Source organism: Streptomyces sp. NPDC055140 (genome assembly GCF_053607285.1).
On the sequence record NZ_JBSGTG010000012.1, the window covers coordinates 225288 to 250795 of the forward strand.

The following is a 25508-nucleotide window of genomic DNA, read 5'->3' on the forward strand; positions in this document are numbered from 1 at the left end:
GCGCGGCAGGACGTAGCCGAGTGTGCCCGACTGGGTCCACGCGCCCGCGAGGAGCGCCGCGCCGAGCACCGCGGCGAACGCCGCGGCGAACGCCGTACGCACCGCCCTGCGCCCCGCCCCGAACACCTCGAGGCCCGCCGCGACCTGCGCGGGGATCACGGCGGCCGGCAGGACCCGGCCCCACGAGTAGTGGCCGCTCACCCCGCCCGCCACGAACATCAGCGCCCCGAGCACGAAGAAGACCACCAGCGGATCCCGCCGGTCCCTGCGCAGGCGCACGGCGAGAGCGAACACGCCGGGCAGCAGGAGCCAGTACCGGCCGAGCAGGTTCCCGTACAGGGCCCGGTGGATCTCCTCCAGGCCCTGCGCGTGGAAGAGCGAGAAGAACGAGTAGTACGGCCACGCGGCGAGCACGACCGCACCGATGGCGAGTCCGGCCGCGAGCCGTGCCCACACCGCGCGTACCGGCCAGGGCCGCGCCCCGGCCACCATCGCCAGCGCGCCGAACGACGCGACGACACCCGAGAACTGATGGCTCAGCAGGATCACGGACCAGAGCAGGCCGAGGCCGAGGAACACGGGCAGGCCCGAGCCACGTGCGAGCGCCCCGCGAAGCAGCGCCCAGAAGTGGAAGGACACCCCGAGCGCGAACGTGCTGGGGTAGGAGACGGTCAGGGCAAGGGAGTTGAGGCCTAGGAAGCCGCTCCAGTTGAACAGGCTCGTGCCCCACAGGAGGAGCAGGCACAGGAGGACGAGCACGGTGACGGCCGTACGCCGGGTGCGGTCCATGGACGCGCCGGTGAAAGTGCCGGTGAACCGCCATACGCCGGTCACGAGCAGCGTCAGCGAGATCAGTGCGGCGATGCGCAGCACGGTGAAGGTGCCGAGACCGGTGACGTCGGCGAGGACGCCGAGGAACACCGTCCACGGCGAGTAGTACGGGCTCGGCGTCTTCTCGTCGACCAGCGGGTTGCCCGGGTCGAGGAGATCGTGGCGCAGGCGCTCGACGGTGGCCGCGTGGATGCCGAGGTCGCCCGCCCATGGGAGCCGAACGGCGACTGCCACGAGCAGGGCGAGGAGCAGCAGGAGGACCAGCGGGGCGGCGGCCCTGAGGGCCGCGTTACCCGCGGCGCGCATCGTGCTGGAAGACCCACGTCCGGTAGACGAGGAAGCGGAACGCCGAGGCCAGGACGATGGACAGCGCCTTGGCGACGTTCGACGCGAGCGGTCCGGTCATCGAGGCGCCGTGGTATCCGGCGTAGAACAGGACGCTCTCCATGAGGACGCCGAGCGCGCTGAAGCCGAAGAACAGCGCGATCTGGCGCCGGGTGCGGGAGGCGCGGTCCCGGTAGGCGAAGAAGCGGAAGCCCAGGTAGTTGGTGCCCATGGCGACGCAGCTGGCCAGGACCGTCGCCGTCATCGGGGCCCGGCCGATGCCGTGCAGCAGGAGGTTGAAGACGAGGAAGTTGACGGCGACGCCGCTGCCGCCGACGACGCCGAACTTGGCGACCTCCATGGACAGGCGGCGCACGCGGACCCGGACGGGGGCGCCGACGGGCGGCGCCTCGCGCACCGCGGTCGGGACCGTCATCGACGCGCCCTCGCCCGCAGCTTCCACGGCATGGTGACCGATTCGAGCTGCACCATCAGGTTCATCTTGGACTCGCCGACCGTGCGGTCCTCGAAGTGGATGGGGACCTCCATGACGCCGAAGCCGCGGCGCACGGCGCGGTACTTCATCTCGACCTGGAAGCTGTAGCCCGCGCTGTCCACGGACGCCAGGTCGATGGCGCGCAGGGCGTCCTCGCGCCACAGGTTGAAGCCGCCGGTGATGTCACGGACGCGGGTGCCGAGGATGGTGCCCGCGTAGGCGTTGGCCCAGCGGGACAGGAGCCTGCGGTGCACGCCCCACGCCTCGGAGAGCGTGCCGCCCTGGACGTAGCGGCTGCCGATGGTGACGGCGGCGCCGGTGGACAGGGCGGTGCCGAGGAGCGCGGGGACCTTGTCGACGGGGTGGCTGCCGTCGGCGTCCATCTGGAGGACGTAGCGCGCCCCGTCGGCGACGGCCCGTGCCATGCCGGCCGCGTAGGCCCGGCCGAGGCCCTCCTTCCCGGCTCGGTGCAGGACGCTCATCCGGTCGTGCCCGTGCCGTTCGGCGTACCGCTCGGCGATGTCGCCGGTGCCGTCGGGGCTTGAGTCGTCGACGACGAGGAGGCGCAGGCCCGGGAGCGGGAGCGCCATGAGGGCGTCGGCCATGCCGGGCAGGTTGCCCGCCTCGTTGTAGGTCGGCATGACGACGGTGAGGGGGGTGCGGGCCCAGTCGTCGGGCAGTGGTTTCGCGGCGGCCGGTGTGGCCCCGATGTCGGGAGAGTTCGTGTTCACTGTTCGGTCAGCCCTTCTCCGGCGAGGGAGGAGAAGCGGACGGCCCGGTCGGGCAGTACGGCCTCGCACCACACCCGGGTTCCGTTCCGCAGATCGTTGTGGGCGCCGACGCGGGCGCCGTCACCGATGACGCTGCCGTGCAGGACGGAGCGCCGCCCGATCCGCGCACCCGCGCCGACCAGGCTCTTCCTGACGTAAGCACCGGCGCCCACGGTCGCGCCGTCATGCAGCACGGAACCGTGGACGACGGCCCCTGAACCTACCCGGGCGCCTGCCCCGACGACGGTCCCGTCGGCGAGCCAGGCGTCGGCGGCGACCTTGGCGCCGGGCAGGACGAGGGACTCGCCGCGCACTCCGGGCACAGCGGGTGAGTGGATGACCCCGCGCACGAGGTCGGCGGAGGCCTGCACGAAGGCTTCGGGCCGGCCGAGGTCGAGCCAGTAGGAGTCCTCGACCATGCCGTGCAGATAGGCGCCGGCGGCGAGCAGGCCGGGAAACGTCTCGCGCTCGACGGAGACGGCCCGCCCGGCGGGGATGCTGTCGATGACGGACCTGCGGAACACGTAGGAGCCCGCGTTGATCTGGTCCGTGACGATCTCCTCGGGCGTCTGCGGCTTCTCGGTGAAGGCGAGGACACAGCCGTCGGCGTCGGTGGTTACGAGGCCGAACGCTCTGGGGTCGTCGACCCGGGAGAGGTGGAGGGTGACGTCGGCTTCGCGTTCGCGGTGCCGGTCGATGAGGGCGCGGGTGTCGAGGCCGGTGAGGATGTCGCCGTTGCAGACGAGGACGGGGTCCTCGGGTGCGGAGATCAGGCGGCGCGCCGCGTGCCGGATCGCGCCGCCGGTGCCCAGCGGCTCGTACTCGACGGCGTATTCGAGGTGGACGCCGTGCGCCGATCCGTCGCCGAAGTACGGCTCGAAGACTTCGGCGAGATAGCAGGTGGCGAGGACGACGTGGTCGACGCCCGCGGCGGCGAGCCGCGCGATCTGGTGGGCCAGGAAGGGGACTCCGGCTGCCGGCACCATGGGCTTGGGCGTGTTGACCGTGAGCGGCCGCAGCCGGGTGCCCAGCCCGCCGACCAGCAGAATCGCTTCCGTCATGGACCCTTCCCGACCTCTCCGCTCCGTGCCGCCGACCTGACAATCGGGTCCACTTTAGACGTAATGCCCGATTTAGTCGGCGTATGGCGAACCCCTTGGGGCCGACGCGCCTTCAGGAGCAACCGATTGGGCGCGCGGTCCATCAGGTCAGACCCGGTCAAGAGAACGGCCGGAGAAAGGGAAGAGAACGGAAAGAGTCCGGGCGGTGAAACAGGGGCGCCCCGCACCGGAGTTCCGGTGCGGGGCGCCCCCGTTCGCTGACGCGGACCCTACGAGTGCGTGCGCAGCAGCGTCCTCATCGTGCGCATCGCGACCGACAGGTTCGCCAGGTCGAAGGCGTCCGAGCTCTGGATCTCCTCCAGGGTCGTCCGCGCGCGGCCCAGGATCGGCGCGTTCTTCTCCTGCCACGCGTCGAAGCGCTGCTCCGGAGTCGACACGCCGTTCCCGACGGTCAGCACATCGGCCGTGAGGGCGGCGTGCGCCGCGTACAGGTCCTCACGGATCGAGGCGCGGGCCATCGACTGCCAGCGGTCGGACCGCGGCAGCTCGATGATCCGGTCCATCAGCTGCGCGATGGACAGCCGGTCCGCGAGGTCGTAGTACACCTCGGCGACGGCCAGGGGGTCCTTGCCGGTGCGGTCGGCGATCGCCACGATGTCGAGCGTCGGGAAGGCCGAGGAGAACCCGGCGACCCGCTGGGCCAGCTCCTCAGGCACGCCCGCGGTGGTCAGCTCGTCCAGGATCGACTGGTACCACTCGGCGTCCGCGCCGCGCAGCATCTTCGGCATGGCCGACCAGACCTGGGCGACGCCCTCACGGAAGAAGTCGATCGTCTCGGCGAGCTGCAGCGGCTGCGGCCGGTTGTTGAGCAGCCAGCGCGTGCCGCGCTCGACCAGGCGGCGCGAGTGCAGCCTGATCCGGGTCTGGACGTCCGCGGCGACGACATTGTCGAGCGCCTCGACCGCGTCCCAGACCTCACCGAGGCCGAAGATCTCGCGCGCGGCGAGCTGCGCCCGCACGATCTCCTCCAGGGACGCCCCGGTCTCCTCGCGCAGCCGGTGCAGGAACGTCGAACCGCCCGTGTTCACCGTGTCGTTGACCAGCACCGTGGTGACGATCTCGCGGCGCAGCGCGTGCCCGTCGACCGCGTCGGAGAACCGCTCGCGCAGCGCCTGCGGGAAGTAGGCGTGCAGGAGCCTGCGCAGGTACGGGTCGTCCGGCAGGGACGTCTGGATCAGCTCGTGCGCGGCCGTGATCTTCGTGTACGCGAGGAGGACGGCCAGCTCGGGCTGGCTCAGACCGCGCCCGGAGTTCAGCAGTTCCTTGACCTGCCGGTCGGCCGGCAGGAACTCCAGGGCCCGGTCGAGGTTGCCGTCGCGGACCAGGCGGCGCATGAAGCGCTGGTGGGCGTGGAGCAGGTCGGGCGCCTGGGCGACCGCGTTGGCGAGGGCCGTGTTCTGCGCGTAGTTGTTGCGCAGCACCAGGGCGCCGACCTCGTCGGTCATCTCGGCGAGCAGCTTGTTGCGCTGCTTGACGGTCATGTCGCCGTCGGTGACGAGCGCGTTGAGCAGGATCTTGATGTTCACCTCGTGGTCGGAGGTGTCCACGCCCGCGCTGTTGTCGATGGCGTCGGTGTTGACCTTGCCGCCCTTGCGCGCGAACTCGATACGGCCCAGCTGGGTCGCGCCGAGGTTGCCGCCCTCGCCGATCACCTTGGCCCGCACGTCCTGGCCGTCCACGCGGATCGCGTCGTTGGCCTTGTCGCCGACATCCGCGTTCGACTCGGCGGACGACTTCACGTACGTGCCGATGCCGCCGTTCCACAGCAGGTCGACCGGCGCGTGCAGGATCGTCTTCATCAGGTCGGCCGGCGTCATCTTCGCGGCGCCCGACTCGATGCCGAGTGCCTCGCGGATGTGCGCGTTGAGCTGGATCGCCTTGGCGGAGCGCGGGAAGATGCCGCCGCCCGCGGAGATCAGCTCCTTGTTGTAGTCGGCCCACGAGGAGCGCGGCAGGTCGAACAGGCGGCGGCGCTCGGCGTACGAGGTGGCCGCGTCGGGCCGCGGGTCGATGAAGATGTGCCGGTGGTCGAACGCGGCGACCAGGCGGATGTGCTCGGAGAGCAGCATGCCGTTGCCGAACACGTCACCGGACATGTCGCCGACGCCGACGACCGTGAAGTCCTCGGTCTGCGTGTCGGTACCCAGCTCCCGGAAGTGCCGCTTCACGGACTCCCAGGCGCCGCGGGCCGTGATGCCCATGCCCTTGTGGTCGTAGCCCGCCGAGCCGCCGGAGGCGAAGGCGTCACCGAGCCAGAAGTTGTACGACTCGGCGACCGCGTTGGCGATGTCGGAGAACGTCGCCGTGCCCTTGTCGGCCGCGACCACGAGGTACGTGTCGTCCTCGTCGTGCCGCACGACGTCCGCCGGGGGCACGACCTCGCCGGCCACCAGGTTGTCGGTGATGTCGAGCAGCGCCGAGATGAAGGTCTTGTACGACGCGACACCCTCGGCCAGCCAGGCGTCACGGTCGACGCTCGGGTCCGGCAGGTTCTTCGCGACGAAGCCGCCCTTGGCGCCGACCGGCACGATGACGGTGTTCTTCACCATCTGCGCCTTGACCAGGCCGAGGACCTCGGTACGGAAGTCCTCACGCCGGTCGGACCAGCGCAGACCACCGCGGGCGACCTTGCCGAAGCGCAGGTGCACACCCTCGACCCGCGGCGAGTACACCCAGATCTCGAAGGCGGGGCGCGGCGCGGGCAGGTCGGGGATGGCCTGCGGGTCGAACTTCATGGAGACGTACGCGTGCGGCTTGCCGTCGTCGGCCTTCTGGAAGAAGTTCGTCCGCAGCGTCGCCTTGATGACGGTCAGGAACGACCGCAGGATCCGGTCCTCGTCCAGGCTCGCGACCTGGTCGAGCGCCCCGTCGAGCTCCTCCAGGAGCCCGTCGATCAGCTCGGTCCCGGCCCGCTGGCGCTCCGGCGACATGCGCGCCTCGAAGAGGCTCACCAGGAGGCGGGTGGTGTGGACGTTGTTACGGAGGGTGTCCTCCATGTAGTCCTGGCTGAACGTCGCACCGGCCTGGCGCAGGTACTTGGCGTACGCGCGCAGCACCATCGCCTGCCGCCAGTTCAGACCGGCGCTCAGGACGAGGGAGTTGAAGCCGTCGTTCTCGGCGGCGCCGGTCCAGGACGCCGTGAAGGCTTCCTGGAAGCGCTCGCGGCCGTCGTCACCGAGGTAGTCGCCATTGCCGGTGGACGACTTCGGCATGCGCAGACCGAAGTCGTAGATCCACGCGGTGGTCCGGTCCGAGCAGCGCAGTTCGTACGGGCGCTCGTCGATGACCTCGACGCCGAGCTGGTTGAGGACCGGCAGGACGGACGACAGGGAGACCGGCGCGCCGGTGCGGTAGATCTTGAAGCGGCGCTCGCCGGGGGCCGCGCCCACGGGCTCGTACAGCGAGAGCGCGAAGTCCTTCTCGCCGCGCTTGAGGGCCTCCAGGTGGACGAGGTCGGCGACCGCCGCGCGCGGCGAGTGGTCGGCCTTGTAGCCCTCGGGGAAGGCGCCGGAGTAGCGGCGGGCCAGCTCGGCCGCGCGCTCCTCGCCGCACTCCGCGTTCAGCGCCTCGCCGAAGCCGTCGGCCCACGAGCGGGCGGCGTCGACGAGCCGCGCCTCGATGCGCTCGGTGTCGGCCTCGGTCAGCACGGGCAGCTCGGTGCCCGGCTCGACGCGGATGACGAAGTGCAGCCGGGACAGGATCGACTCGGTGTTCCAGGCCGTGAAGTCGACGCTGGTGCCGTTGAGCTCTTCCTTGAGGATGTCGATGATCCGCAGCCGGACACCGGTGGTGTAGCGGTCGCGCGGCAGGTAGACGAGGGCCGAGTAGTAGCGGCCGTACTCGTCCTGGCGCAGGTAGAGCCGCAGCCGGCGGCGCTCCTGGAGGTAGAGGACGCTGGTGACGATGGCGCGCAGCTCGTCGGCCGGGGTCTGGAACAGCTCGTCGCGCGGGTACGTCTCCAGGATCTGGAGCAGGTCGCGGCCGTCGTGGCTGTTGGGCGAGAACCCGGCGCCCCGCAGCACTTCCTGGACCTTGCGGCGCACGACCGGGACGCGCCGGACGCTCTCCGTGTACGCGGCGCTCGAGAAGAGGCCGAGGAAGCGGCGCTCGCCGATGACGTTGCCCTCGGCGTCGAACTTCTTCACGCCGACGTAGTCGAGGTACGAGGGGCGGTGCACGGTGGCGCGGCTGTTGGCCTTGGTCAGCACGAGGATCTTGTGCTCGCGGGCCTTGGCGCGCGCGTCGGCGGGCAGCCGGCTGAAGGACGGGCTCACCGGGTGGTGGTCGTCGCTGCCGTGCTGCGGGTCGGAGCGCAGGATGCCGAGGCCGGTGCCGGGCACGGCGGACAGCGAGTCGTCCTCGCGCAGCTCGTACTCGCGGTAGCCGAGGAACGTGAAGTGGTCGGCGGACAGCCAGCGCAGCAGCTCGCGGGCCTCCTCGACGTCCTGGGCGCGCAGGTCGTCGGCGGTGGGCTCGCTGGGCAGGTCGTCGGCGATGCGCAGCGCCGAGTCCCGCATCTTCTCCCAGTCCTCGACGGCCTCACGGACGTCGGACAGGACACGCAGCAGGTCGGAGGTCATCTGCTTCAGGTCGGCGCGGTCGGTCTCCCGGTCCATCTCCACGTGGATCCACGACTCGGTGAGCGTGTCGTGGCCGTCGGCGGCGCTGCCCGCGGGCAGGACCTCCTGGAGCTTGCCGGTCAGGTCGCGGCGCACGGTGACCTGCGGGTGGATCACGACGTGGATGCCGCGGCCCTGGCGGGACAGCTCGTTGGTGACCGAGTCGACCAGGAACGGCATGTCGTCGGTGACGACCTCGACGACGGAGTGGCTGCAGGTCCAGCCGTTCTCCTCGACCGTCGGCGTGTGGACCTTGACGTTCGCGGTGCCCTGCGGGCGGACCTCCGCGAGCCGGTAGTGGGAGACGGCTGCTCCGAAGACGTCGACCGGGTCACGGTCGGCCAGGTCCTCGGGGGCGGTGTGCAGGTAGTAGCGCTGGAGGAACGCGAGCACGGACTCCTGGTCCGGAGCCCCCTCGCCATTCGTCCCGGCCGGGAGATGCCCCCCTGCCGGGCTGTTCTCAGCTACCCGGGCGGCCCGTGCGAGCAGCTCGGCCTTGGCTTCGTCCAGCTTGGTCTGCATTGTCCTCTGGCTCCTGTCGCGCGCCGTTGCGTGACGTTGAAGAAATTGATGCGGCACAACGCCACGACGCGGGGTCTCCGGTCGATGTCGACGGTATGCCGGGATGAGAGATGAGCGGGCGTTTATCCGCCATTTTTGGCGTATTTCCTGCCCGGAGCCGGGACGGCATCCATGTTCCGTCCCGAAGGGAATGGTCAGCGGAGCACCGGGCACGGATGTAGATCTCCGTGTGCTCCCGGCGCGGGCAGGGGGCGACGATGCCCCCGCGAGATATCGCGCTGATCACGGGTCAAGGCTATCGCCCCTCCCCCGGGAGTCGTCATGAGCCGTATGTGTACAAATACAGCGGTCGAACTTTGACACTCTGCACAGGGACAGCGACGCGGATGAATGCCATGAGGGGTTGCCTAACGGTCCTGCCGGGTCCACGTTGAGGGGAAGACACCCCGGCCCGAAGGCTCCGAGGGGAGCGCACAGCCATGGCACCCAAGATCCTCCTGGTGACCGGCGACGCCGCCGAGTCACTGGAAGTCCTGTACCCCTACCAGCGCCTGCGCGAGGAGGGCTACGACGTCCACATCGCCGCCCCGGAGCGCAAGAAGCTGCAGTTCGTCGTCCATGACTTCGAGCCGGGGTTCGACACGTACACGGAGAAGCCCGGCTACACCTGGCCCGCCGATCTCGCGTTCGCGGAGGTCGAGCCGGAACAGTACGTCGCTGTCGTGATCCCGGGCGGCCGCGCCCCCGAGTATCTGCGCAACGACCCGGAGCTGCGCAAGATTCTGAAGTCTTTTTTCGACGCCGACAAGCCCGTGGCCCAGATCTGCCACGGTCCGCTGCTCACGGCGGCGGTCGACGGGCTGCGCGGGCGCAACGTCACGGCCTATCCGGCGCTGGAGCCCGACATGCAGGCGGCCGGTGCGGCATTCCGCGACGCGGAAGTGGTGGTCGACGGGACGCTGGTGTCGTCCCGCGCCTGGCCGGACCACTCGGGGTGGATGCGAGAGTTCCTCACGGTGCTGCGCGCCAAGGCGCCGGTGACCTGAGGCCTGAGCCCACGCCGTGCCACAGCTCGCACTGCGTATCACCGAGCGCGGTTCGTACCGCCTTGCACGCGGACTCCTGCTCGTCGAACAGCGAGGGCAGCATGCCCACCGGGTCGCCGGGATCGGCTCGCGGTCGCGCAGCGCCGAGAGCTCCACCCGCCAGACCCCGTCGGGGAATTGCTCCCCGAGCCCGGCCACTGCACGCAGCGCCGTGCGGCTCTTGCCGAGCCCGCCGGGGCCCACGAGTGCGACGAGCCGTGCCTGCCCGAACGCCCCCGTACCTGCGCGAGTTCATCCGCCCGGCCGGCGAATGTGGCGACGTCGGCCGGAAGTTGTCCCCCGCGCCTCTGCCCGAAGCCGAATCCCATGGCGCCGCGCCCCGTCCCGCTCTGCCTGATCTGTGCATTCCGGTTCGCCGGCGCACCCACCACAACATACGCAGCCCGCCGCGGAACGTGAGCGCATTCGCTCACCCCGCCAGACGTTCCGCCACTCCCACGGCCTCGGCGAGAGTGTCCACGACCGGCGCCCCCACGCCTTCGAGGCTGGCCCTGCTGTGCGATCCGCCCGTGTAGAGCACGGCGCCGGCGCCCGCGTGCAGCGCGGCCACCGCGTCGTCGGCCGCGTCCCCGATGACCACCGTGCGCCCCGGCGCCACCCCCGAACCGGCCAGCGCACCGAGATGGCGGACCATGTGCTCGGCCTTGCTGCCGCCGGAGGGGCCGGTGCGTCCGTCGACGCGCAGGAAGTGCGACTCGATCCCGAACTCCCGTACCAGCGGGACGAGTTCGTCATGCCCGTACATGCTGAGGATCGACTGGCTGCGGCCCGCGGCGCGCCAGTCGGCGAGGAGGAGCTCCGCGCCGTCGGCGAGCCCGCAGGCCGTGCGGTGGAGCGTGTAGTGCCGCTGGAAGGCGGTGTCCATGCGCTCCCACTCGGCCTCGGTGGGCAGCCGGCCCATCAGCCGCTGGTAGAAGCGGGGGATCGGCACGCAGTACAGCTCTCTGTACCGCTCCAGGGTGATCGGCTCGAGTCCGATCTCCTCGAAGGCGGCGTTGGTCGCGCTGATGACCGCGTCGTTGTCGTGGAACAGCGTCCCGTTCCAGTCCCAGACGATGTGTGCTCCGGCTGCGTGCTTCCCCATGCCAAGAATTTACCCGCCGGGACCGACAATCCTACGTTCGCGCAGGTCAGCCGCTCAGGCCGAGCAGATTCGGGATCTCCTGCGTGGCGAACCAGAGGAGCTCGTGGTCCTCGGCGCCGTCGACGACGAACTGCGCGTCGTCGTCGCCCTGGTCCGCCGCCCCGAGCGCCGCGGCCGCCGCCGTCACGTCCTTCTCGGCGTCGGCGGAGTCCACGTGCACCGCCGCGGCCTTGGCCAGGGGGACCGCGTTCGCGATCCGCACCTCGCCGAGCGCTCCCGGGTCGAGTCCGCGGTCCGGGTCGGCCACCGCGGCGCCGTCCGGCACGTCGAGCGCGACCACGACCCGCTTACGGGGCGCGTCCGGCTCCCCGGCGATCAGCCGCAGCGACGCCACCGCCGCGCGGTTGAGGGCCGCGTACTCCAGCTCCTCCATGTCGTCGGAGACGTACCACTCGCGCAGCGCGGGCGTCACGGCGTACGCGGTGAGCGGTCCGGGTCCCAGTTCGCCCGCCTTGTGCGCCTCGGCGAGACGGGGCAGGGACAGGGGGACGTACACGCGCATGGCGGGCCACTTTCGTCGACGAGAGGGCCTTCAGGATACGTGCGGGAGTCCCCCTTCGGGGTGCCGGTCACCACCCGTCCGCACGTCCACTCCGGACCTCTCCGTGACCCTCCCGAGCCCTGCCCTCGCACGCCTTGCCCGCCGTCCGATCACTCGGATAGGTGATCCTTCCGGCCGCCCGCGCCGGGTGCCTCCGGCCTTGTGAGCGGCGCCTCCGTCCACGTACAAGATCCCCAAGCGAAGTTACCGATCGGTATCCACCGGTCGGATGCCGAACGGGGACCCAGACATGCACGAGCCCACCGCCCATGAGCCGCTGCGCAAGGTGATGGACCAGCCGCGCCGCCGCCCCAGGACGACCCGGCCCCCGGGCGGCCGCCCGCCCGGCAGGCAGGACGCCGGTCGCCCCGGGGTGCGGCCCGTGCGCGTCCCGCCCCAGCTGCCGCCCCACCCCGCCGAGCTGTTCACCGAGCGCCTCCTGCTGATGCTCAGCGGCCAGCGCCCCGTCCACTGGGCGTCCCGCCACTTCGCCGGATCCCTCTACGACGCCCTGATCCGGCTCGCCGAGAACCGGCCCCTCAACGACCGGGGACGGCAGCCCGTCGTCCGCGGCATCGGCCACTACCAGCCCGAACCCGGCGTCTACGAAGTCTTCGCCCGGATCAGCGCCGGCCCCCGGCTGCACGCCCTCGCCTTCCGCCTGCACCGGGGCGACGACCATCGCTGGCTCTGCACGGCCGTCGAGATGGTCGGGCGCCCGCCCCGCGGTACCGGGGCGTGAGCGCCACCGCCGTCAGCGCGCCGGCCGCGCGTCGAGCCAGGCGTCGACCTCGTCCAGCGCGGTCACCGGCAGCGCGGGGTGGTCGACGCCCTCGTACGACGTGTGCGTCACCCGGGTCCCGGCCCGCGCCAGTACCGCCGCCGTCTCCTTCGAGGTGACGTCCGGCACCGTCGTGTCCGCGGTGCCCCTGCACGACCAGCACCGGCTCGCGGTAGCGGGTGACGGGCGGCTCGGAGTGGCGGGCCGCCAACGCGGCGAGCTCGGGCGCTCGGGTATGCGGGGCCCCGCATACCCGTTGCGACCTGCCGTTCCGGCTGACGGTTTCCGGCTGACGGTTTCCGGCTGACGGTTTCCGGCCGCCGGTGTTCCGGCCGCCCCTGCTGTGCCGTCCCGACATCGACGAAAGGGGCCGGGCATCCCGTGCCCGGCCCCTTCACCCACGCTCGGTCAGAGCGCGCCGCGCACTACTTCTTGCGGCGACGCCCGCCCTTCTGCTGCTTGCGGCGCTCCGCGCGCGTGAGGCCGTCGGCCTCGGAGCGCGTCGGGCCGTCCTCGGTGACGTAGTCCATCTCGTCCACGCCGCCCTCGGCGTTCGGCGCCTGGAAGTGCAGGCGGTCCGGACGCTGCGGGGCGTCGAGACCCTTGGCCCGGATCTCGGGACGGCCGACACCGGCCGGCACCGCGTCCTGCTTGTCCAGGGACGGCGCCGCGTCCTGCACCGGAACCTCCTCGACCTGCTGCTCGACCTGGACCTCCAGGTTGAACAGATAGCCGACGGACTCTTCCTTGATGCCCTCCATCATGGCGGTGAACATGTCGAAGCCCTCGCGCTGGTACTCGACCAGCGGGTCCTTCTGCGCCATGGCGCGCAGGCCGATGCCCTCCTGGAGGTAGTCCATCTCGTAGAGGTGCTCACGCCACTTGCGGTCCAGGACGGAGAGGACCACGCGGCGCTCCAGCTCACGCATGATCTCGGAGCCGAGCTGCTCCTCACGCGCCGCGTACTGCGTGTGGATGTCCTCCTTGACGGACTCCCCGATGAATTCGGCCGTCAGACCCGCACGGTCACCCGCGGCCTCCTCCAGCTCGTCCACGGTGACCTTCACCGGGTAGAGCTGCTTGAAGGCGCCCCACAGCCGGTCCAGGTCCCACTCCTCGGCGAAGCCCTCCGCTGTCTCGGCGCCGATGTACTCGTCGATCGTGCCGTCCATGAAGTGCTGGATCTGCTCGTGCAGGTCCTCGCCCTCCAGGACGCGGCGCCGCTCGCCGTAGATGACCTCACGCTGCCGGTTGAGGACCTCGTCGTACTTGAGGACGTTCTTCCGGGTCTCGAAGTTCTGCTGCTCGACCTGCGACTGGGCCGACGCGATGGCGCGCGTGACCATCTTGTTCTCGATCGGCACGTCGTCCGGGACGTTCGCCATCGACATGACGCGCTCGACCATCTGGGCCTTGAACAGGCGCATCAGGTCGTCACCGAGCGACAGGTAGAAGCGGGACTCGCCCGGGTCTCCCTGACGGCCGGAACGGCCACGCAGCTGGTTGTCGATACGGCGCGACTCGTGCCGCTCCGTGCCGAGGACGTAGAGCCCGCCGAGGTCCTTGACCTCCTCGAACTCGGCCTTCACCGCGTGCTCGGCCCGCTCCAGAGCGGCCGGCAGCGCGGCCGCCCACTCCTCGACGTGCTCGACCGGGTCGAGGCCGCGCTGGCGCAGCTCCGCCTCGGCGAGGTCGTCCGGGTTGCCGCCGAGCTTGATGTCGGTGCCTCGACCGGCCATGTTCGTGGCGACGGTGACGGCACCCTTGCGGCCGGCCTGGGCGACGATCGTCGCCTCACGGTCGTGCTGCTTCGCGTTCAGCACCTCGTGCTGCACACCGCGCTTGGACAGCTGCTGCGAGAGGTACTCGGACTTCTCGACGGACGTCGTACCGACGAGGATCGGCTGACCCTGCTCGTGCTTCTCGGCGATGTCGTCGACGACCGCGTCGAACTTGGCGACCTCGGTGCGGTAGATCAGGTCCGCCTGGTCCTTGCGGACCATCGGCTTGTTCGTCGGGATCGGGACGACGCCCAGCTTGTAGATCTGGTGGAACTCGGCGGCCTCGGTCATGGCCGTACCGGTCATGCCGGAGAGCTTGCCGTAGAGACGGAAGAAGTTCTGCAGGGTGATCGTGGCGAGCGTCTGGTTCTCGTCCTTGATGTCCACCCCTTCCTTCGCCTCGATCGCCTGGTGCATGCCCTCGTTGTAGCGGCGGCCGGCGAGGATACGGCCGGTGTGCTCGTCGACGATCATGACTTCGCCGTCGATGACGACGTAGTCCTTGTCCTTCTTGAACAGTTCCTTCGCCTTGATGGCGTTGTTCAGGTAACCGACGAGCGGCGTGTTCACCGACTCGTAGAGGTTGTCGATGCCCAGCCAGTCCTCGACCTTGGCGACGCCGGGCTCGTGGATGGCGACGGTGCGCTTCTTCTCGTCGACCTCGTAGTCGCCGGTCTCCTCGATGCCCTTCAGCGGGTTACCGGCCTCACCCTTCTTCAGGCGGGTGACCAGCTTCGCGAAGTCGCCGTACCACTTCGTGGCCTGGTCGGCGGGGCCGGAGATGATCAGCGGCGTACGGGCCTCGTCGACGAGGATCGAGTCGACCTCGTCGACCACCGCGAAGTTGTGGCCGCGCTGGACGAGCTCGTCCTGGGACCACGCCATGTTGTCGCGGAGGTAGTCGAAGCCGAACTCGTTGTTCGTGCCGTACGTGATGTCGCAGTTGTACTGCTCACGGCGCTGCGCCGGCGTCATGTTCGCCAGGATGCAGCCCACGCTCAGGCCGAGGAACTTGTGGACGCGGCCCATCATCTCGGAGTCGCGCTCGGCCAGGTAGTCGTTCACCGTGATCAGGTGGACGCCCTTGCCGGACAGCGCGTTCAAGTACGTCGGGAGCGTGCCGACGAGGGTCTTGCCCTCACCGGTCTTCATCTCGGCCACGTATCCGAGGTGCAGCGCGGCGCCACCCATCAGCTGCACGTCATAGGGGCGCTGGCCCAGGACGCGCCTGGAGGCCTCACGGACGGTCGCGAACGCCTCGGGGAGCAGGTCGTCGAGGCTCTCGCCGTCGGCGTACCTCTCCTTGTACTCGTCGGTGAGGGCCCGCAGCTCGGCGTCGGAGAGGCTGACGAAATCCTCTTCGAGGGAGTTGACCTGGTCCGCGATGCGGTGCAGCTTGCGCAGGATCTTGCCTTCGCCTGCACGCATGATCTTCGAGAGGACGGACACGGGGGTTGGTCTCCTTGCCGGTCGGGCCTGGCACGGTCGGGTGTGACGGTATAGAGCAACGGCCATCGTATGCGAGGACCCCGGCGCGCCGGGAGGTCTGCCGTAACCACAGCCACACGGACAACGCACGAGGACCGCTCAAGGTGCCGCACGAAGGTGTGCGCCCCGACCACGAAAGGTAACAGCGCGCTCACCCTGCGAATTCTGCTGGCGCCATTGTCGGCCTCCGAGCAGAATCGGCCGATGGAACCCGTCGTACTCACCACCGACCGCCTGCACCTGCGCACGTTCACCGTCGAGGACACCGACGAGGTGTATCTCGCGGCCCAGGACCCCGACATCCAGCGCTGGACCACGATCCCGTCGCCCTACGCGCGCGTGGACGCCGAGCACTTCGTCGGCCTCATGGTCCCGGACGGCTGGCGGGCCGACACGGAGTACACCTTCGCCGTGCGGCTCCAGGAGGACGGCCCCGTGATCGCCGCCGCCAGCCTGCACCACCCGCGCGCGGGTGCCTGGGAGGTCGGCTTCTGGACCGGCAAGGAGCACCGCGGCCGCGGCTACATGACCGAAACCGTCCTCGCCCTGGCCCACTGGGCCTTCACCGACCTGGCCTGTACGCGCCTGGAGTGGCGCGCCGAGGTCGGCAACGTCGGCTCGCGCACCGTCGCCGAGAAGGCCGGCTTCACCGTGGAGGGCGTCATGCGGGCGGGCCTGCCCAACAAGGGCGTGCTGCGCGACTGCTGGGTCGCCTCGCTCCTCCCCTCGGACCTCGGCATCCCGGCGGTGCTGCCCTACCTCCCGGCACCTGCGTGACGGCGTCCGGCGCCGGGACGGCACTTCCCGGCCCCGGCCTGACGGCTTCGGGCGCCGCCTGACGGGCAGAGCTTTGCGGTCGCGGCCCGACTGTCAGTGCCGCGCCCTATCGTTCGGGGCATGACGACCACGCCGCGCCCCGCCGCCGAACTCACCGCCGACGAGGCCCGCCGCATCGCGCTGCGGGCCCAGGGGTTCCTCGGCGCGCCGGACCGCAGGGCCGGAGTCCGCGGCGTGCTCCGTCACCTCGGAGCGGTCCAGCTCGACACCATCTCGGTGCTGGCCCGCTCCCACGAACTCATCCCGTACGCACGCCTGGGCGCGGTCGGCCGCAGAACGGTCGAGGACGCGTACTGGACCCCCGGCGCGTCGGGCGCGCCGCACGCCTTCGAGTACTGGTCCCATGCCGCGTGCATCCTGCCCGTCGAGGAGTGGCCCCACTTCGCGTTCCGCCGCCGCGCATACCGCACCCGCCCGCACTGGTACCACGACCTGCCCGACGGCGCGTACGAGCAGGTCATCAAGCAGCTGCGCACCGAAGGCCCGCTCACGGCCACGGAGTTGGGCGGCGCGAAGAACAAGGGCGAGTGGTGGGACTGGTCCGAGGCAAAGGTCGCCGTGGAGCGCGCCCTGATGTACGGCGAGGTGGTGTGCACGCAGCGCCGCAGCTGGAAGCGGGTGTACGACCTCGCCGAGCGCGCCGTCCCGGCCGAGCTGCTCCATGACGACCTCGACGACCGGGAGTGCCTGCGCCGTCTGGTCCGCCTGGCGGGACAGGCCCTGGGCGTCGGCACGCGCTCCGACATCGCGGACTACCACCGCCTGAAGAACGAGCAGTTCGACGCGGTGGTCGAGGACTCGGGCCTGGTTCCCGTGACCGTGGAGGGCTGGGGGAAGCCGGCATGGGCGGACCCGGCGGCGCTGGAGACCGTCCCGCGCGGCCGCCACCGTACGACGCTGCTCTCGCCCTTCGACTCCCTGATCTGGGAGCGGGCCCGCACGGAGCGGATTTTCGGCGTCACGCACCGCCTGGAGGCGTACGTCCCCAAGCCGAAGCGGGTGCACGGCTACTTCGCGATGCCGGTCCTCGCGGGCGGGCACCTGGTGGGCCGCGTCGACCCCGCGCGCGACGGGAGCACGCTGGTCGCCAAGCAGGTCTCCATCGACGGCCCGAAGGCGGTCCCGGCCGTGGCGCAGGCGCTGCGGGAGGCGGCACAGTGGGTGGGCTGCGACACGGTCCGGATCGAGCGCGTCGACATGCCTGGCCTCAAGCCGGCCCTGGTCACCGCCCTCGACTGACCGCTCTCACCCGTCGGCCGTCACCGGCGGCCGTCACCGGATCTCGAGGATCTTCTCCCGCATCGCGTAGACCACGGCCTCCATCCTGGAGTGCAGCTGCAGCTTCTCCAGGATGTTGCGCACATGGTTCTTCACGGTGTTCTCGGAGATGAACAGTTCCTTCGCGATATCGCGGTTGTTCATGCCCGTGGCGACCAGCTTCAGGACTTCCAGCTCGCGGTCGGTCAGCCGCGGCGCGGGAACGAGGCGCCGCTCGTCCGTGCGCTGGATCATCGACTTGAATTCGGTGAGGAGCTTCGACGCCATCGAGGGGCTGATCTGCGACTGCCCGTCGGCCACGGCGCGAATGGCCGTCGCCACCTCGTCCGTAGAGATCTCCTTGAGCAGATAGCCCGTCGCGCCCGCCTTGATCGCGTCGTAGAGATCGGCTTCCTCGTCACTGATGGTGAGCATGATGATCTTGGCGCTGGGGGCCACCTCCTTGATGGAGGTGCACGCCTCGATCCCGCCGCGCTTGGGCATCCGCACATCCATCAGGATGATGTCGGGCAGCAGGTCGGCCGCCTTGTCCACGGCCTCGGCGCCGTCGCCCGCCTCACCGACGACCTGGATGTCCTCCTCGGCCGCGAGAACGATCTCGAGCCCGCGCCGGAACAGCGCGTGGTCGTCCACCACGAGGACCCGGATCGGCTCCTTGCGCGGCGCGCTCTCGTCCGGGCCCATGCCCTGGACACCGTCACCGGCCGTACCGGCGCCGTCATCCCGCATCGGTCCGAAGCTGTCCGCCATCGTTCCTCCCCCTGAAGGCCATGGCCCGTCTTCCGGTGCCACGCCAACCCGAGGCAGCGGCACACCGGTTGACCCGGCACGGCCATGATTTCATGCCTTGGCGTCGGCGCGGTGACAGAGCAGTGTGCACGGGGGTCGCGCGATGGTGCCCCTGGGGGCGCACGCGCTCCCAGGGGCACCCTTTTCCGGCTGTCTCCCGCGGGCTTAGCGGTGTTGTTCCGCCTGCTTCAGCCGCCGAGCGCCCCGCCCGCTTCGGACGACTGCGCCTGGGTGACCATCGGGTCGGTGTTGAGGTGGATCACGCCGTAGTCGTAGGCGTGGCGCCGGTAGACGACGCTGGGCTCCTTGGTCTCGGAGTCGACGAAGAGGTAGAAGTCGTGCCCGACCAGCTCCATCTCGTAGAGCGCCTGGTCGAGCGACATGGGCGCAGCGACGTGCGTCTTCTCGCGAACGATGAGCGGGCCTTCGCCCTGGACCTCGAGGGAGCCGATCCTCTTGGTCGGCACTCCGCCGGGCTCCTCGTTGTTGACCACTGAGCCGTCCCCGTTCAGAGTCGCCGTGGGGACGACATCGGGGACTTCCGCGGCCGTGAGCCTGCCGTTTCCACGGCGGGTGGACCGCTTGCTGTGTTCCTTGCGCAGGCGCGCCTCGAGCTTGTCCGTTGCCAGGTCGAGCGCCGCATACGGGTCGCTGGCCGCGGCCTCCGCCCGGATGACCGGGCCGCGCGTGCGGAGTGTGATCTCTACGCGGTCGCAGCGGTCGGCCTGTCGGGGGTTGGGCTCCTTGGACACCTCCACGTCGAGGCTGATCACCTTGCCGTCGAACTTCTGGATCTTCTCCAGCTTCAGCTTCTCGGCCACGTGCTTGCGGAACCGCTCGGGCACCTCTGTCTTGCGGCCCTTGACGACGATGTCCACGCAGAACTCCGTTCCCGGATCGCCCCGCTCCATCGGCGGAGCATCTCCCTGTTGCACCAGACTCCGGCCACTTCCGGAGTCTCTGACTCGGCGACTTCCACCTCCTCCTCCCCCATGGACAAGATCTACACCCCATCATCGCGGGTGATTGCCGAAAAAACCTGCGGCACCCACGACACGGCATTCCCGATTGCCGAGGACGGCGTCAGCCATTCCTCACAACCGAACATATCTCGCCCGGACGGATGTCGTCACCCTCTACTGACGCGTACCTCCATTCAGGTGAATTGACCCCCTCACTACCTGCAACGACGCAGGTTTGCGCTCAGTTCCGGTTTATTTCGAAAGAACCCGGAGAGGCGGCGACCACGGCCGCACTGATCGAGTTGCGCGGGGGCAATTCCCGTGCAGTTTCCACCCATCCCGGCGTGAACCCGTCACTCTCATCCTCTGCCCTCCTGACCTCAGCCGCACGTATTGCGCGGGCCGCCTCCGCCAATGAGGCGCCCGTGGTCATGACGTCGTCGACCAGCACGATCCGGCCACCCGAGGCAAGGAGCGCACGGGCTCCCGCGGGCACCTCCAGAGCACCGGCGAGATTGGCCAGACGCCGCCGCGAGTCGAGCCCGGCCTGATCGGCAACGGCCCGCCTCTGACGCAACGCGGCCAGCACCCGGGCAGGCACCCCCGTCCGACGCAGTTCAGCCGCAGCGGCATACGCGATCCGCCGCGCAGGATCATGCCCACGCGCCCGAACGGCCTTCCGAGCGGAGGGAACGGGGACCAGGAGGAGGGGGGTGGGAGGTTGGATGCGGACCGCTGGCTGGGTGAGCGCGCTGGCCGGGGTTCGCGCGCTCGCTTGGGTGCGGTCACTTGCCGGGGTTCGCGCGCCTGCTTGGGTGCGGTCACTTGCCGGGGTTCGCGCGCCTGCTTGCGTGCGGTCGCCTGCTTGGCCACGCACGCCACGTACCTGGGTGTGCATGACTCGCTGCGTACGCGCGTGTGCCTGCGTACGTCCGTAGGCCTGTGTACGCCCGTCTGCGGGGCCCCCACCCCCGCCCCCTCCCCTACCCCCCGCTTCACTCAGCCCCGCCCGCACCGCCCCCGCGAGGGCCGCGCCCAGGGGCTCCACGAGACCCAGCGCCCCCCGCTCCTTGTGCGCGAGCAGTACGGCCCGTACCGCGTTCTGGTACGGAGCGGCCGCGTGCACCACCGGCAGCCCGGGCGGCTCAGGGCTCGGCCGCACCCGGCCCGGCGCACCGCCGCACAGGGCGTCCCCGCAGCGCGCGCAGAGCGCCGTACGCGGCCGACCGCAGCCTCCGCACTCGGCCGGCAACACAAGATCTCCGAGGTCCTGCAACCACCCCCGCATGTCCACACTGTGCCAAGAGGGGCGCGCCGCGACCACCCCCTGTGGATAACCCCCTGTGGATAACTCCCGGACGGGCACACTCCGTTGCAATCGGAGGACTCAACTCCGTCCAGCGGGAGGAAGAACGGCGTACTTCATGCCGTCCCGCCGCCCCCAGCTCCCTCTACCCCGGGTAGACCGGCGCCGTCCCGTCCTTGAGCACCGTCTGCCACGGCAGGCCCGGCGGCAGCCTGACGATCCCGTCGTCCGAGTGGGCGACGAGTGGGAGGCGGTCGTCCTCGGACGCCGCGATCTCCTTCACGCCCGTCAGGCCGGGCAGCGCCTGCCCCGTCGGCACCGAGCCGTCGCACTGGACGTAACTCAGCTGCTGCACGCCCCCGGACTCGCGTCCGACCACCACAAGTCGGCTTCCGCCGGCCCATGACATGGCCGTGACCTCTTCCATCTGGGGTGCCGCGGCGCGCAGTTCGTCGACCGAGACCGTCAGCTTGCCGTCCGGTCCGGAGTCGCGTTCGACGCGCCCGATCCGCAGCGTGGTCCTGCCCTTCTCGGCCACGAGCAGCGCGATCCGCACTCCGTCGGCCGACACCTTCACGGCCTCGATGCGCCCGCCGTCGAGACCGGAGACGTCGGCTTCGTGGATCTCGTCCGCCATGCCCCGGCCGAACATCAGCAGCCGTGGCTTCTTCGGGTCGCGGTCGGCCACCCACAGGTCGCCGAGTCCGTCCCAACTGGGCGTCGTCAGCCGGTCCTTCTCGGACTTGGCGCTGCTGCGTACGACGGGGTCGCCGAGCGAGGCGCCCGCCACGAGCGACCCGACGAACAGGGCGCTGCCGTTGTTCGACACCGCTGCGGCCTGCGTCTCGTCGCGCGAGACGGCGACCGAGCGCATCCGCTGCTCGCCGTCGCCGAGCGGCCCCGGCACCCGCTCAGGGTCCTTCGCGGTGCGGGAGGCGCCCGACATCTGTACGAGCCGTCCCTTGTCGTCCAGGAAGTACTGGTCGTCGGAGGGCCCGGAGGTGCGCGGCTCCACGAGCGCCTCGGCGTCACTCTCGCTCAGGACGCACAGCTGCGACCCGTTCGACCGCTCGAGCTCGATCTGCGACACGTTCGCCGACGTCACATCCCGCAGGGAGAACAGGAGTTGGGCGGCCATCTCCTTGCAGCGGGCCTGCCCGACGTGGTCGGCCTTCGCGTTCAGCGGGACCTTCAGATTGTTCTCGTCGTCGGGTGCGAGGGATTTCACGCCCTTGCGCAGCCGCGTGTCGGAGGGGAACGTCGTGGTCACGACCGGGTTCAGCCAGTGCGTGGGACCCGAAAGAAGGGCCCGCACCGTCTGCGTGAGGGGGTCTATCCACTGACGTACGTACACGGGGTCGGCGACCAGCCGCTTCTGACGGCTGGTCGAACCCGAACCCGAACCCCCACCGCTCTGCGCGCCACCGCCGGAGGACTCCTCGCCCAGCGCGAAGTAGTACTTGTTGACGGACTGGTAGATGCGCTGGAAGTCGGACTGCCCGAGGACGACGCCCTGCGGCAGCCCGTCGATGCGCCACTGCTTGCCCTTGGGCCCGTTCTCCTGCACGAGGTGCAGCGTCTTGCTGTACGAGGTGCCGTCGGGCCGGTACGCCTGCTGCTGGTCCACGAACGCGACCTGATGGCCGCTCAGCCTGAACGTACGGCCCTCGTCACCGGCGCTGGGCCTGCTCGCCGGTCCCGTGCTCGGTCCGTCCGTGAGGACGGTGGTGCGCTCCTCGGGGTGCCAGCCCTTGGCGGCCCTCTCCGTGAGGTACTTGCGCGCCATCGTGTACTGCGGATCGTCGCTGGTCAGCGCCTCGAGGAAGCCCTCGACGATGCTGACGGGCCCGGCGTTCTCACGGGGCGGCATCGCGAAGACGCGCACCTGCGAGTCGGGCCGCTGCGATGCCTCCACGGCCTGGAGTCCGCCGTTGTCCGGCATGGACGCGCAGCCGCTGAGCACCACTGCGCCGCAGCCGAGCAGCACACCTGTACGCAGCCCGCGCCGCCGTCCGGCCAACGGTGGCCGCCCCCGCTCACCGCGCACGCCCGCCCCCACTTCCCTCGCCGCTGCCGCCGGCCCCCTCGGCCGGTCCGGCCTGCTCTTCCCCGGGCCCTTCCGGACCCCTTGCATCCTGACTGCGTGCCGCCGGTGCGGCGGTGTCGCCGCGGGCCACGACCCGCGAGCCGTTCCCGGGCAGCGCCGCGGGATCGACCGCGTACCGGGGTGCGGCCGGTTCCTTCGCCGGTACGGGCGACGGCACGCGGGACGCGCCCGCTGTCTGCGCCGGAACTGTCGCGAGCTTGCCGGCGCCCCCGCCGAGCGGAAGCCCTGCCTCGCTCAGGCCGCGGTTGCGCCGTGAGTCCTCCGGCTCCAGCGGTATCGGCGACCCGCGTAGGGGTTCGTCCGCCGTCCGCGGCAGGGTCAGCCGGAACTGCGAGCCGCCGCCTGGCTCGCCCCACGCCTGGAGCCAGCCGCCGTGCAACCGGGCGTCCTCGAGGGCGATGGACAGGCCGAGGCCCGTACCGCCGGTGGTACGCGCGCGTGCCGGGTCGGCGCGCCAGAAGCGGCTGAAGACGCGGGTGGCTTCGCCGGGCTTCAGGCCCACGCCGTAGTCGCGTACGGCGACGGCGACCGCGCCGCCGGCAGCGGCGAGCCGCACCACCACGTCCTTGCCTTCACCGTGCTCCACGGCGTTGACGACGAGATTGCGCAGGACGCGCTCCACGCGCCGGGCGTCCGCCTCGGCGACCACGGGCTGCTGGTCCCCGACGATCCGCACGTGCGTGCCCTTGTGCTCGGCGAGCGGCTCGGCGCCGCCCACCACACGCCGTACGACTTCCCGCAGGTCTATCGGCTCCGCCTCCAGGGCGGCCGCGCCCGCGTCGAAGCGGCTGATCTCGAGGAGGTCCGAGAGGAGTGACTCGAACCGGTCCAGTTGATCGGCGAGCAGTTCCGCCGACCGCGCGGTCACCGGGTCGAAGTCCACGCGCGCGTCATGGATCACGTCGGCAGCCATGCGCACCGTCGTCAGCGGCGTCCGCAGCTCGTGCGAGACGTCGGACACGAAGCGTCGCTGCATCCGCGAGAGATCCTCGAGCTGCTGGATCTTCGTATGCAGGTTCTGCGCCATCTTGTTGAAGGCTTCACCGAGCCGGGCGATGTCGTCCTCGCCGGTGACCTTCATACGTTCTTGGAGGCGTCCGGCGGACAGCCTCTCGGCGACGCCTGCGGCCATCCGTACGGGCGTGACGACCTGCCGTACGACCAGCCAGGCGATGGCGCCGAGCAGCACCACGACGAACAGCCCGGCCGTGGCGAGCGTCCCCTTGACCAGGCCGAGCGACTTCTCCTCCTGGGTGAGCGGGAAGAGGTAGTACAGCTGGTAGGCGTGGCCCTTGGGGTCGGTCATCTGTTTGCCGATGACGAGTCCGGGCTGGGAGTCCTTGCCGTCCTCGTAGACGATGCGCGTGTACTCCTGGGACGCGCCCGTCATCTTCTCGACCCGCTCGCGCAGGTCGTCGGGGACGCTGGGGTCGAGGACGCCGCCGGAGGCCCGCGGTCCGCGCACGCTGTCGCCGCTGTCGGCCCCGGGCGGGCTGAGCGTCACCACGTCGAAGGCGCTCTGGCCGCCGGAGGAGAGCTGGGTGACCAGCTCGCTCATCCAGTTGTTCGTGTTCAGGGGGGCACGGCTGTCCGTCGTCGCCCCGTCGCGCGCCCCGGCCGCGGCCGTGTCGGCCTTGTCCTTGGCGGCCCGGAAGCCGCCCTCGGCCTGGCTCTGCGACGCCTTCACCTTGGCGTCGAGCAGGCCGTTGCGTACGGACCCGATGACGACGATGCCGAGCAGCAGTACGACGCCGAGCGACATCAGGAGCGTCGTCACGACGATCTTGAGCTGGATGTTGCGCCGCCACAGGCGCATGGCGGGCAGCAGCGGCCGCCGCACCCAGCGCGTGAACAGGCGCAGCACGGGGCTGCCGTTCATTCCGCCCTGGAGCAGCAGACCGCCGTCGAGGACCCGGCGCAGCACTGGGCCACGCCCGGCCTTCGGTCCCACAGGCCGCCCCGAGCGGATTCCCGGCCCCCCGGGTGCCGGAGCGGCACTGTCACGGGACATGTCAGCTCGGTCCGGCCTTGTAACCGACGCCACGGACGGTCACCACGATCTCCGGACGCTCGGGGTCCTTCTCGACCTTCGAGCGCAGCCGCTGCACATGCACGTTCACCAGGCGGGTGTCGGCCGCGTGCCGATAGCCCCACACCTGCTCGAGGAGGACCTCACGCGTGAACACCTGCCACGGCTTGCGGGCCAGTGCCACCAGGAGGTCGAACTCCAGCGGCGTCAGCGCGATCGACTGCCCTTCCCGCTTCACGGAGTGCCCGGCCACGTCGATGACCAGGTCACCGATGGCGAGCTGCTCGGGCGCGGGCTCCTCGGACCTCCGCAGCCGCGCCCGGATACGGGCCACGAGCTCCTTCGGCTTGAACGGCTTCACGATGTAGTCGTCGGCCCCCGACTCGAGGCCCACCACGACGTCCACCGTGTCGCTCTTCGCGGTCAGCATCACGATCGGCACCCCGGACTCCGCCCTGATCAGGCGGCACACCTCGATGCCGTCCCGGCCGGGAAGCATCAGGTCCAGAAGGACCAGATCCGGCTTGGACTCTCGGAAAGCGGCCAGCGCCTTGTCGCCGTCAGCTACGAACGACGGCTCAAAACCTTCACCACGCAGCACAATGCCGAGCATCTCGGCCAGTGCGGTGTCGTCGTCGACGACAAGGACTCGTCCCTTCATAGGCCACATCATCCC

General features: G+C 70.4%; 20 protein-coding genes. 5 read left to right on the top strand and 15 right to left on the bottom strand.

Translation table 11 applies throughout. From position 1 onward, the window contains the following. The 5 genes from ACWFR4_RS23780 to ACWFR4_RS23800 all read right to left on the bottom strand — a co-directional run. Window positions 1–1137 (bottom strand): hypothetical protein (locus ACWFR4_RS23780; RefSeq protein WP_453654382.1); only part of this gene is annotated, 1137 nt, incomplete at its 3' end. Continuing rightward, window positions 1121–1591, bottom strand: a complete 471-nt coding sequence (locus tag ACWFR4_RS23785; protein ID WP_453460074.1) for a GtrA family protein — start codon at window positions 1589–1591, stop codon at window positions 1121–1123. The genes ACWFR4_RS23785 and ACWFR4_RS23780, both read right to left, overlap by 17 nt. Continuing rightward, window positions 1588–2292 carry a polyprenol monophosphomannose synthase gene (locus ACWFR4_RS23790; RefSeq protein WP_453460082.1) on the bottom strand — a complete coding sequence of 235 codons (705 nt, stop codon included), beginning with the start codon at window positions 2290–2292 and terminating at the stop codon, window positions 1588–1590. The genes ACWFR4_RS23785 and ACWFR4_RS23790 overlap by 4 nt, the downstream gene beginning before the upstream one ends. 86 nt (window positions 2293–2378) lie before the next feature. Further along, window positions 2379–3482 carry a sugar phosphate nucleotidyltransferase gene (locus ACWFR4_RS23795; RefSeq protein WP_453460077.1) on the bottom strand — a complete coding sequence of 368 codons (1104 nt, stop codon included), beginning with the start codon at window positions 3480–3482 and terminating at the stop codon, window positions 2379–2381. A 269-nt stretch (window positions 3483–3751) separates the two neighbouring features. Further along, window positions 3752–8683 (bottom strand): NAD-glutamate dehydrogenase, encoded by a 4932-nt coding sequence (locus ACWFR4_RS23800; protein WP_453468382.1) that lies wholly within the window; start codon window positions 8681–8683, stop codon window positions 3752–3754. Window positions 8684–9162: 479 nt separating this feature from the next. On the opposite strand from ACWFR4_RS23800, the gene ACWFR4_RS23805 reads away from it, so the two are divergent. Further along, window positions 9163–9729: a DJ-1/PfpI family protein gene (locus tag ACWFR4_RS23805; protein ID WP_116512662.1), complete on the top strand. Its 567-nt coding sequence runs from the start codon at window positions 9163–9165 to the stop codon at window positions 9727–9729. A 469-nt stretch (window positions 9730–10198) separates the two neighbouring features. On the opposite strand, the gene ACWFR4_RS23810 is transcribed toward ACWFR4_RS23805, so the two are convergent. Further along, window positions 10199–10873: an HAD family hydrolase gene (locus tag ACWFR4_RS23810; RefSeq protein ID WP_453468381.1), complete on the bottom strand. Its 675-nt coding sequence runs from the start codon at window positions 10871–10873 to the stop codon at window positions 10199–10201. 46 nt (window positions 10874–10919) lie between these two features. Beyond that, window positions 10920–11435 (bottom strand): DUF6912 family protein, encoded by a 516-nt coding sequence (locus ACWFR4_RS23815; RefSeq protein ID WP_453468380.1) that lies wholly within the window; start codon window positions 11433–11435, stop codon window positions 10920–10922. 289 nt (window positions 11436–11724) lie between these two features. On the opposite strand from ACWFR4_RS23815, the gene ACWFR4_RS23820 reads away from it, so the two are divergent. Next, the gene (locus tag ACWFR4_RS23820; protein ID WP_453654384.1) at window positions 11725–12216 is read left to right on the top strand and encodes an Rv3235 family protein; all 492 of its coding nucleotides are present in this window, start codon (window positions 11725–11727) and stop codon (window positions 12214–12216) included. Window positions 12217–12228: 12 nt separating this feature from the next. On the opposite strand, the gene ACWFR4_RS23825 is transcribed toward ACWFR4_RS23820, so the two are convergent. After that, window positions 12229–12384: a hypothetical protein gene (locus ACWFR4_RS23825; RefSeq protein ID WP_453654386.1), complete on the bottom strand. Its 156-nt coding sequence runs from the start codon at window positions 12382–12384 to the stop codon at window positions 12229–12231. A 296-nt stretch (window positions 12385–12680) separates the two neighbouring features. Then, the gene (gene secA, locus ACWFR4_RS23830) at window positions 12681–15485 is read right to left on the bottom strand and encodes a preprotein translocase subunit SecA (RefSeq protein ID WP_453465334.1); all 2805 of its coding nucleotides are present in this window, start codon (window positions 15483–15485) and stop codon (window positions 12681–12683) included. Between the two features lie 243 nt (window positions 15486–15728). Here secA and ACWFR4_RS23835 point away from each other — a divergent pair, with 243 nt between their 5' ends. Further along, window positions 15729–16301, top strand: a complete 573-nt coding sequence (locus ACWFR4_RS23835) for a GNAT family N-acetyltransferase (protein ID WP_453465333.1) — start codon at window positions 15729–15731, stop codon at window positions 16299–16301. A 120-nt stretch (window positions 16302–16421) separates the two neighbouring features. Continuing rightward, window positions 16422–17600, top strand: coding sequence for a winged helix-turn-helix domain-containing protein (locus ACWFR4_RS23840; RefSeq protein WP_453654388.1), 1179 nt, complete (start codon window positions 16422–16424; stop codon window positions 17598–17600). Window positions 17601–17633: 33 nt separating this feature from the next. Here the strand turns inward: ACWFR4_RS23840 and ACWFR4_RS23845 are convergent, their stop codons facing one another. Together ACWFR4_RS23845 and hpf are read right to left on the bottom strand one after the other, a co-directional pair. After that, window positions 17634–18389 (bottom strand): response regulator, encoded by a 756-nt coding sequence (locus ACWFR4_RS23845; protein WP_116512656.1) that lies wholly within the window; start codon window positions 18387–18389, stop codon window positions 17634–17636. Window positions 18390–18616: 227 nt separating this feature from the next. Next, a complete protein-coding gene (gene hpf, locus ACWFR4_RS23850; protein WP_453465329.1) occupies window positions 18617–19306 on the bottom strand; it encodes a ribosome hibernation-promoting factor, HPF/YfiA family in 690 nt (229 codons plus the stop codon). Window positions 19307–19420: 114 nt separating this feature from the next. Here hpf and ACWFR4_RS23855 point away from each other — a divergent pair, with 114 nt between their 5' ends. After that, window positions 19421–19597: a hypothetical protein gene (locus tag ACWFR4_RS23855; protein WP_453465327.1), complete on the top strand. Its 177-nt coding sequence runs from the start codon at window positions 19421–19423 to the stop codon at window positions 19595–19597. Between the two features lie 34 nt (window positions 19598–19631). Here ACWFR4_RS23855 and ACWFR4_RS23860 read toward each other — a convergent pair whose 3' ends face one another. The 4 genes from ACWFR4_RS23860 to mtrA all read right to left on the bottom strand — a co-directional run bounded on the left by ACWFR4_RS23860 (window position 19632) and on the right by mtrA (window position 25505). After that, window positions 19632–20552 (bottom strand): ComF family protein, encoded by a 921-nt coding sequence (locus ACWFR4_RS23860; protein WP_453654390.1) that lies wholly within the window; start codon window positions 20550–20552, stop codon window positions 19632–19634. 289 nt (window positions 20553–20841) lie between these two features. Next, a complete protein-coding gene (locus ACWFR4_RS23865; protein WP_453465336.1) occupies window positions 20842–22638 on the bottom strand; it encodes an LpqB family beta-propeller domain-containing protein in 1797 nt (598 codons plus the stop codon). Window positions 22639–22732: 94 nt separating this feature from the next. Further along, entirely contained in the window at window positions 22733–24814 is a 2082-nt protein-coding gene (mtrB, locus tag ACWFR4_RS23870; protein WP_453654392.1) for an MtrAB system histidine kinase MtrB, read from the bottom strand. 1 nt (window position 24815) lies between these two features. After that, window positions 24816–25505 (bottom strand): two-component system response regulator MtrA, encoded by a 690-nt coding sequence (mtrA, locus tag ACWFR4_RS23875; protein WP_189491636.1) that lies wholly within the window; start codon window positions 25503–25505, stop codon window positions 24816–24818. Window positions 25506–25508: the final 3 nt, after the last annotated feature.

Coding starts and splice junctions, on each gene's coding strand:
- ACWFR4_RS23785 (WP_453460074.1), bottom strand. CDS start 1,591: ATGACGGTCCCGACCGCGGTGCGCGAGGCGCCGCCCGTCGGCGCCCCC.
- ACWFR4_RS23790 (WP_453460082.1), bottom strand. CDS start 2,292: ATGCCGACCTACAACGAGGCGGGCAACCTGCCCGGCATGGCCGACGCC.
- ACWFR4_RS23795 (WP_453460077.1), bottom strand. CDS start 3,482: ATGACGGAAGCGATTCTGCTGGTCGGCGGGCTGGGCACCCGGCTGCGG.
- ACWFR4_RS23800 (WP_453468382.1), bottom strand. CDS start 8,683: ATGCAGACCAAGCTGGACGAAGCCAAGGCCGAGCTGCTCGCACGGGCC.
- ACWFR4_RS23805 (WP_116512662.1), top strand. CDS start 9,163: ATGGCACCCAAGATCCTCCTGGTGACCGGCGACGCCGCCGAGTCACTG.
- ACWFR4_RS23810 (WP_453468381.1), bottom strand. CDS start 10,873: ATGGGGAAGCACGCAGCCGGAGCACACATCGTCTGGGACTGGAACGGG.
- ACWFR4_RS23815 (WP_453468380.1), bottom strand. CDS start 11,435: ATGCGCGTGTACGTCCCCCTGTCCCTGCCCCGTCTCGCCGAGGCGCAC.
- ACWFR4_RS23820 (WP_453654384.1), top strand. CDS start 11,725: ATGCACGAGCCCACCGCCCATGAGCCGCTGCGCAAGGTGATGGACCAG.
- ACWFR4_RS23835 (WP_453465333.1), top strand. CDS start 15,729: ATGGAACCCGTCGTACTCACCACCGACCGCCTGCACCTGCGCACGTTC.
- ACWFR4_RS23840 (WP_453654388.1), top strand. CDS start 16,422: ATGACGACCACGCCGCGCCCCGCCGCCGAACTCACCGCCGACGAGGCC.
- ACWFR4_RS23845 (WP_116512656.1), bottom strand. CDS start 18,389: ATGGCGGACAGCTTCGGACCGATGCGGGATGACGGCGCCGGTACGGCC.
- ACWFR4_RS23855 (WP_453465327.1), top strand. CDS start 19,421: ATGGACAAGATCTACACCCCATCATCGCGGGTGATTGCCGAAAAAACC.
- ACWFR4_RS23865 (WP_453465336.1), bottom strand. CDS start 22,638: ATGCCGGACAACGGCGGACTCCAGGCCGTGGAGGCATCGCAGCGGCCC.
- mtrB (WP_453654392.1), bottom strand. CDS start 24,814: ATGTCCCGTGACAGTGCCGCTCCGGCACCCGGGGGGCCGGGAATCCGC.
- mtrA (WP_189491636.1), bottom strand. CDS start 25,505: ATGATGTGGCCTATGAAGGGACGAGTCCTTGTCGTCGACGACGACACC.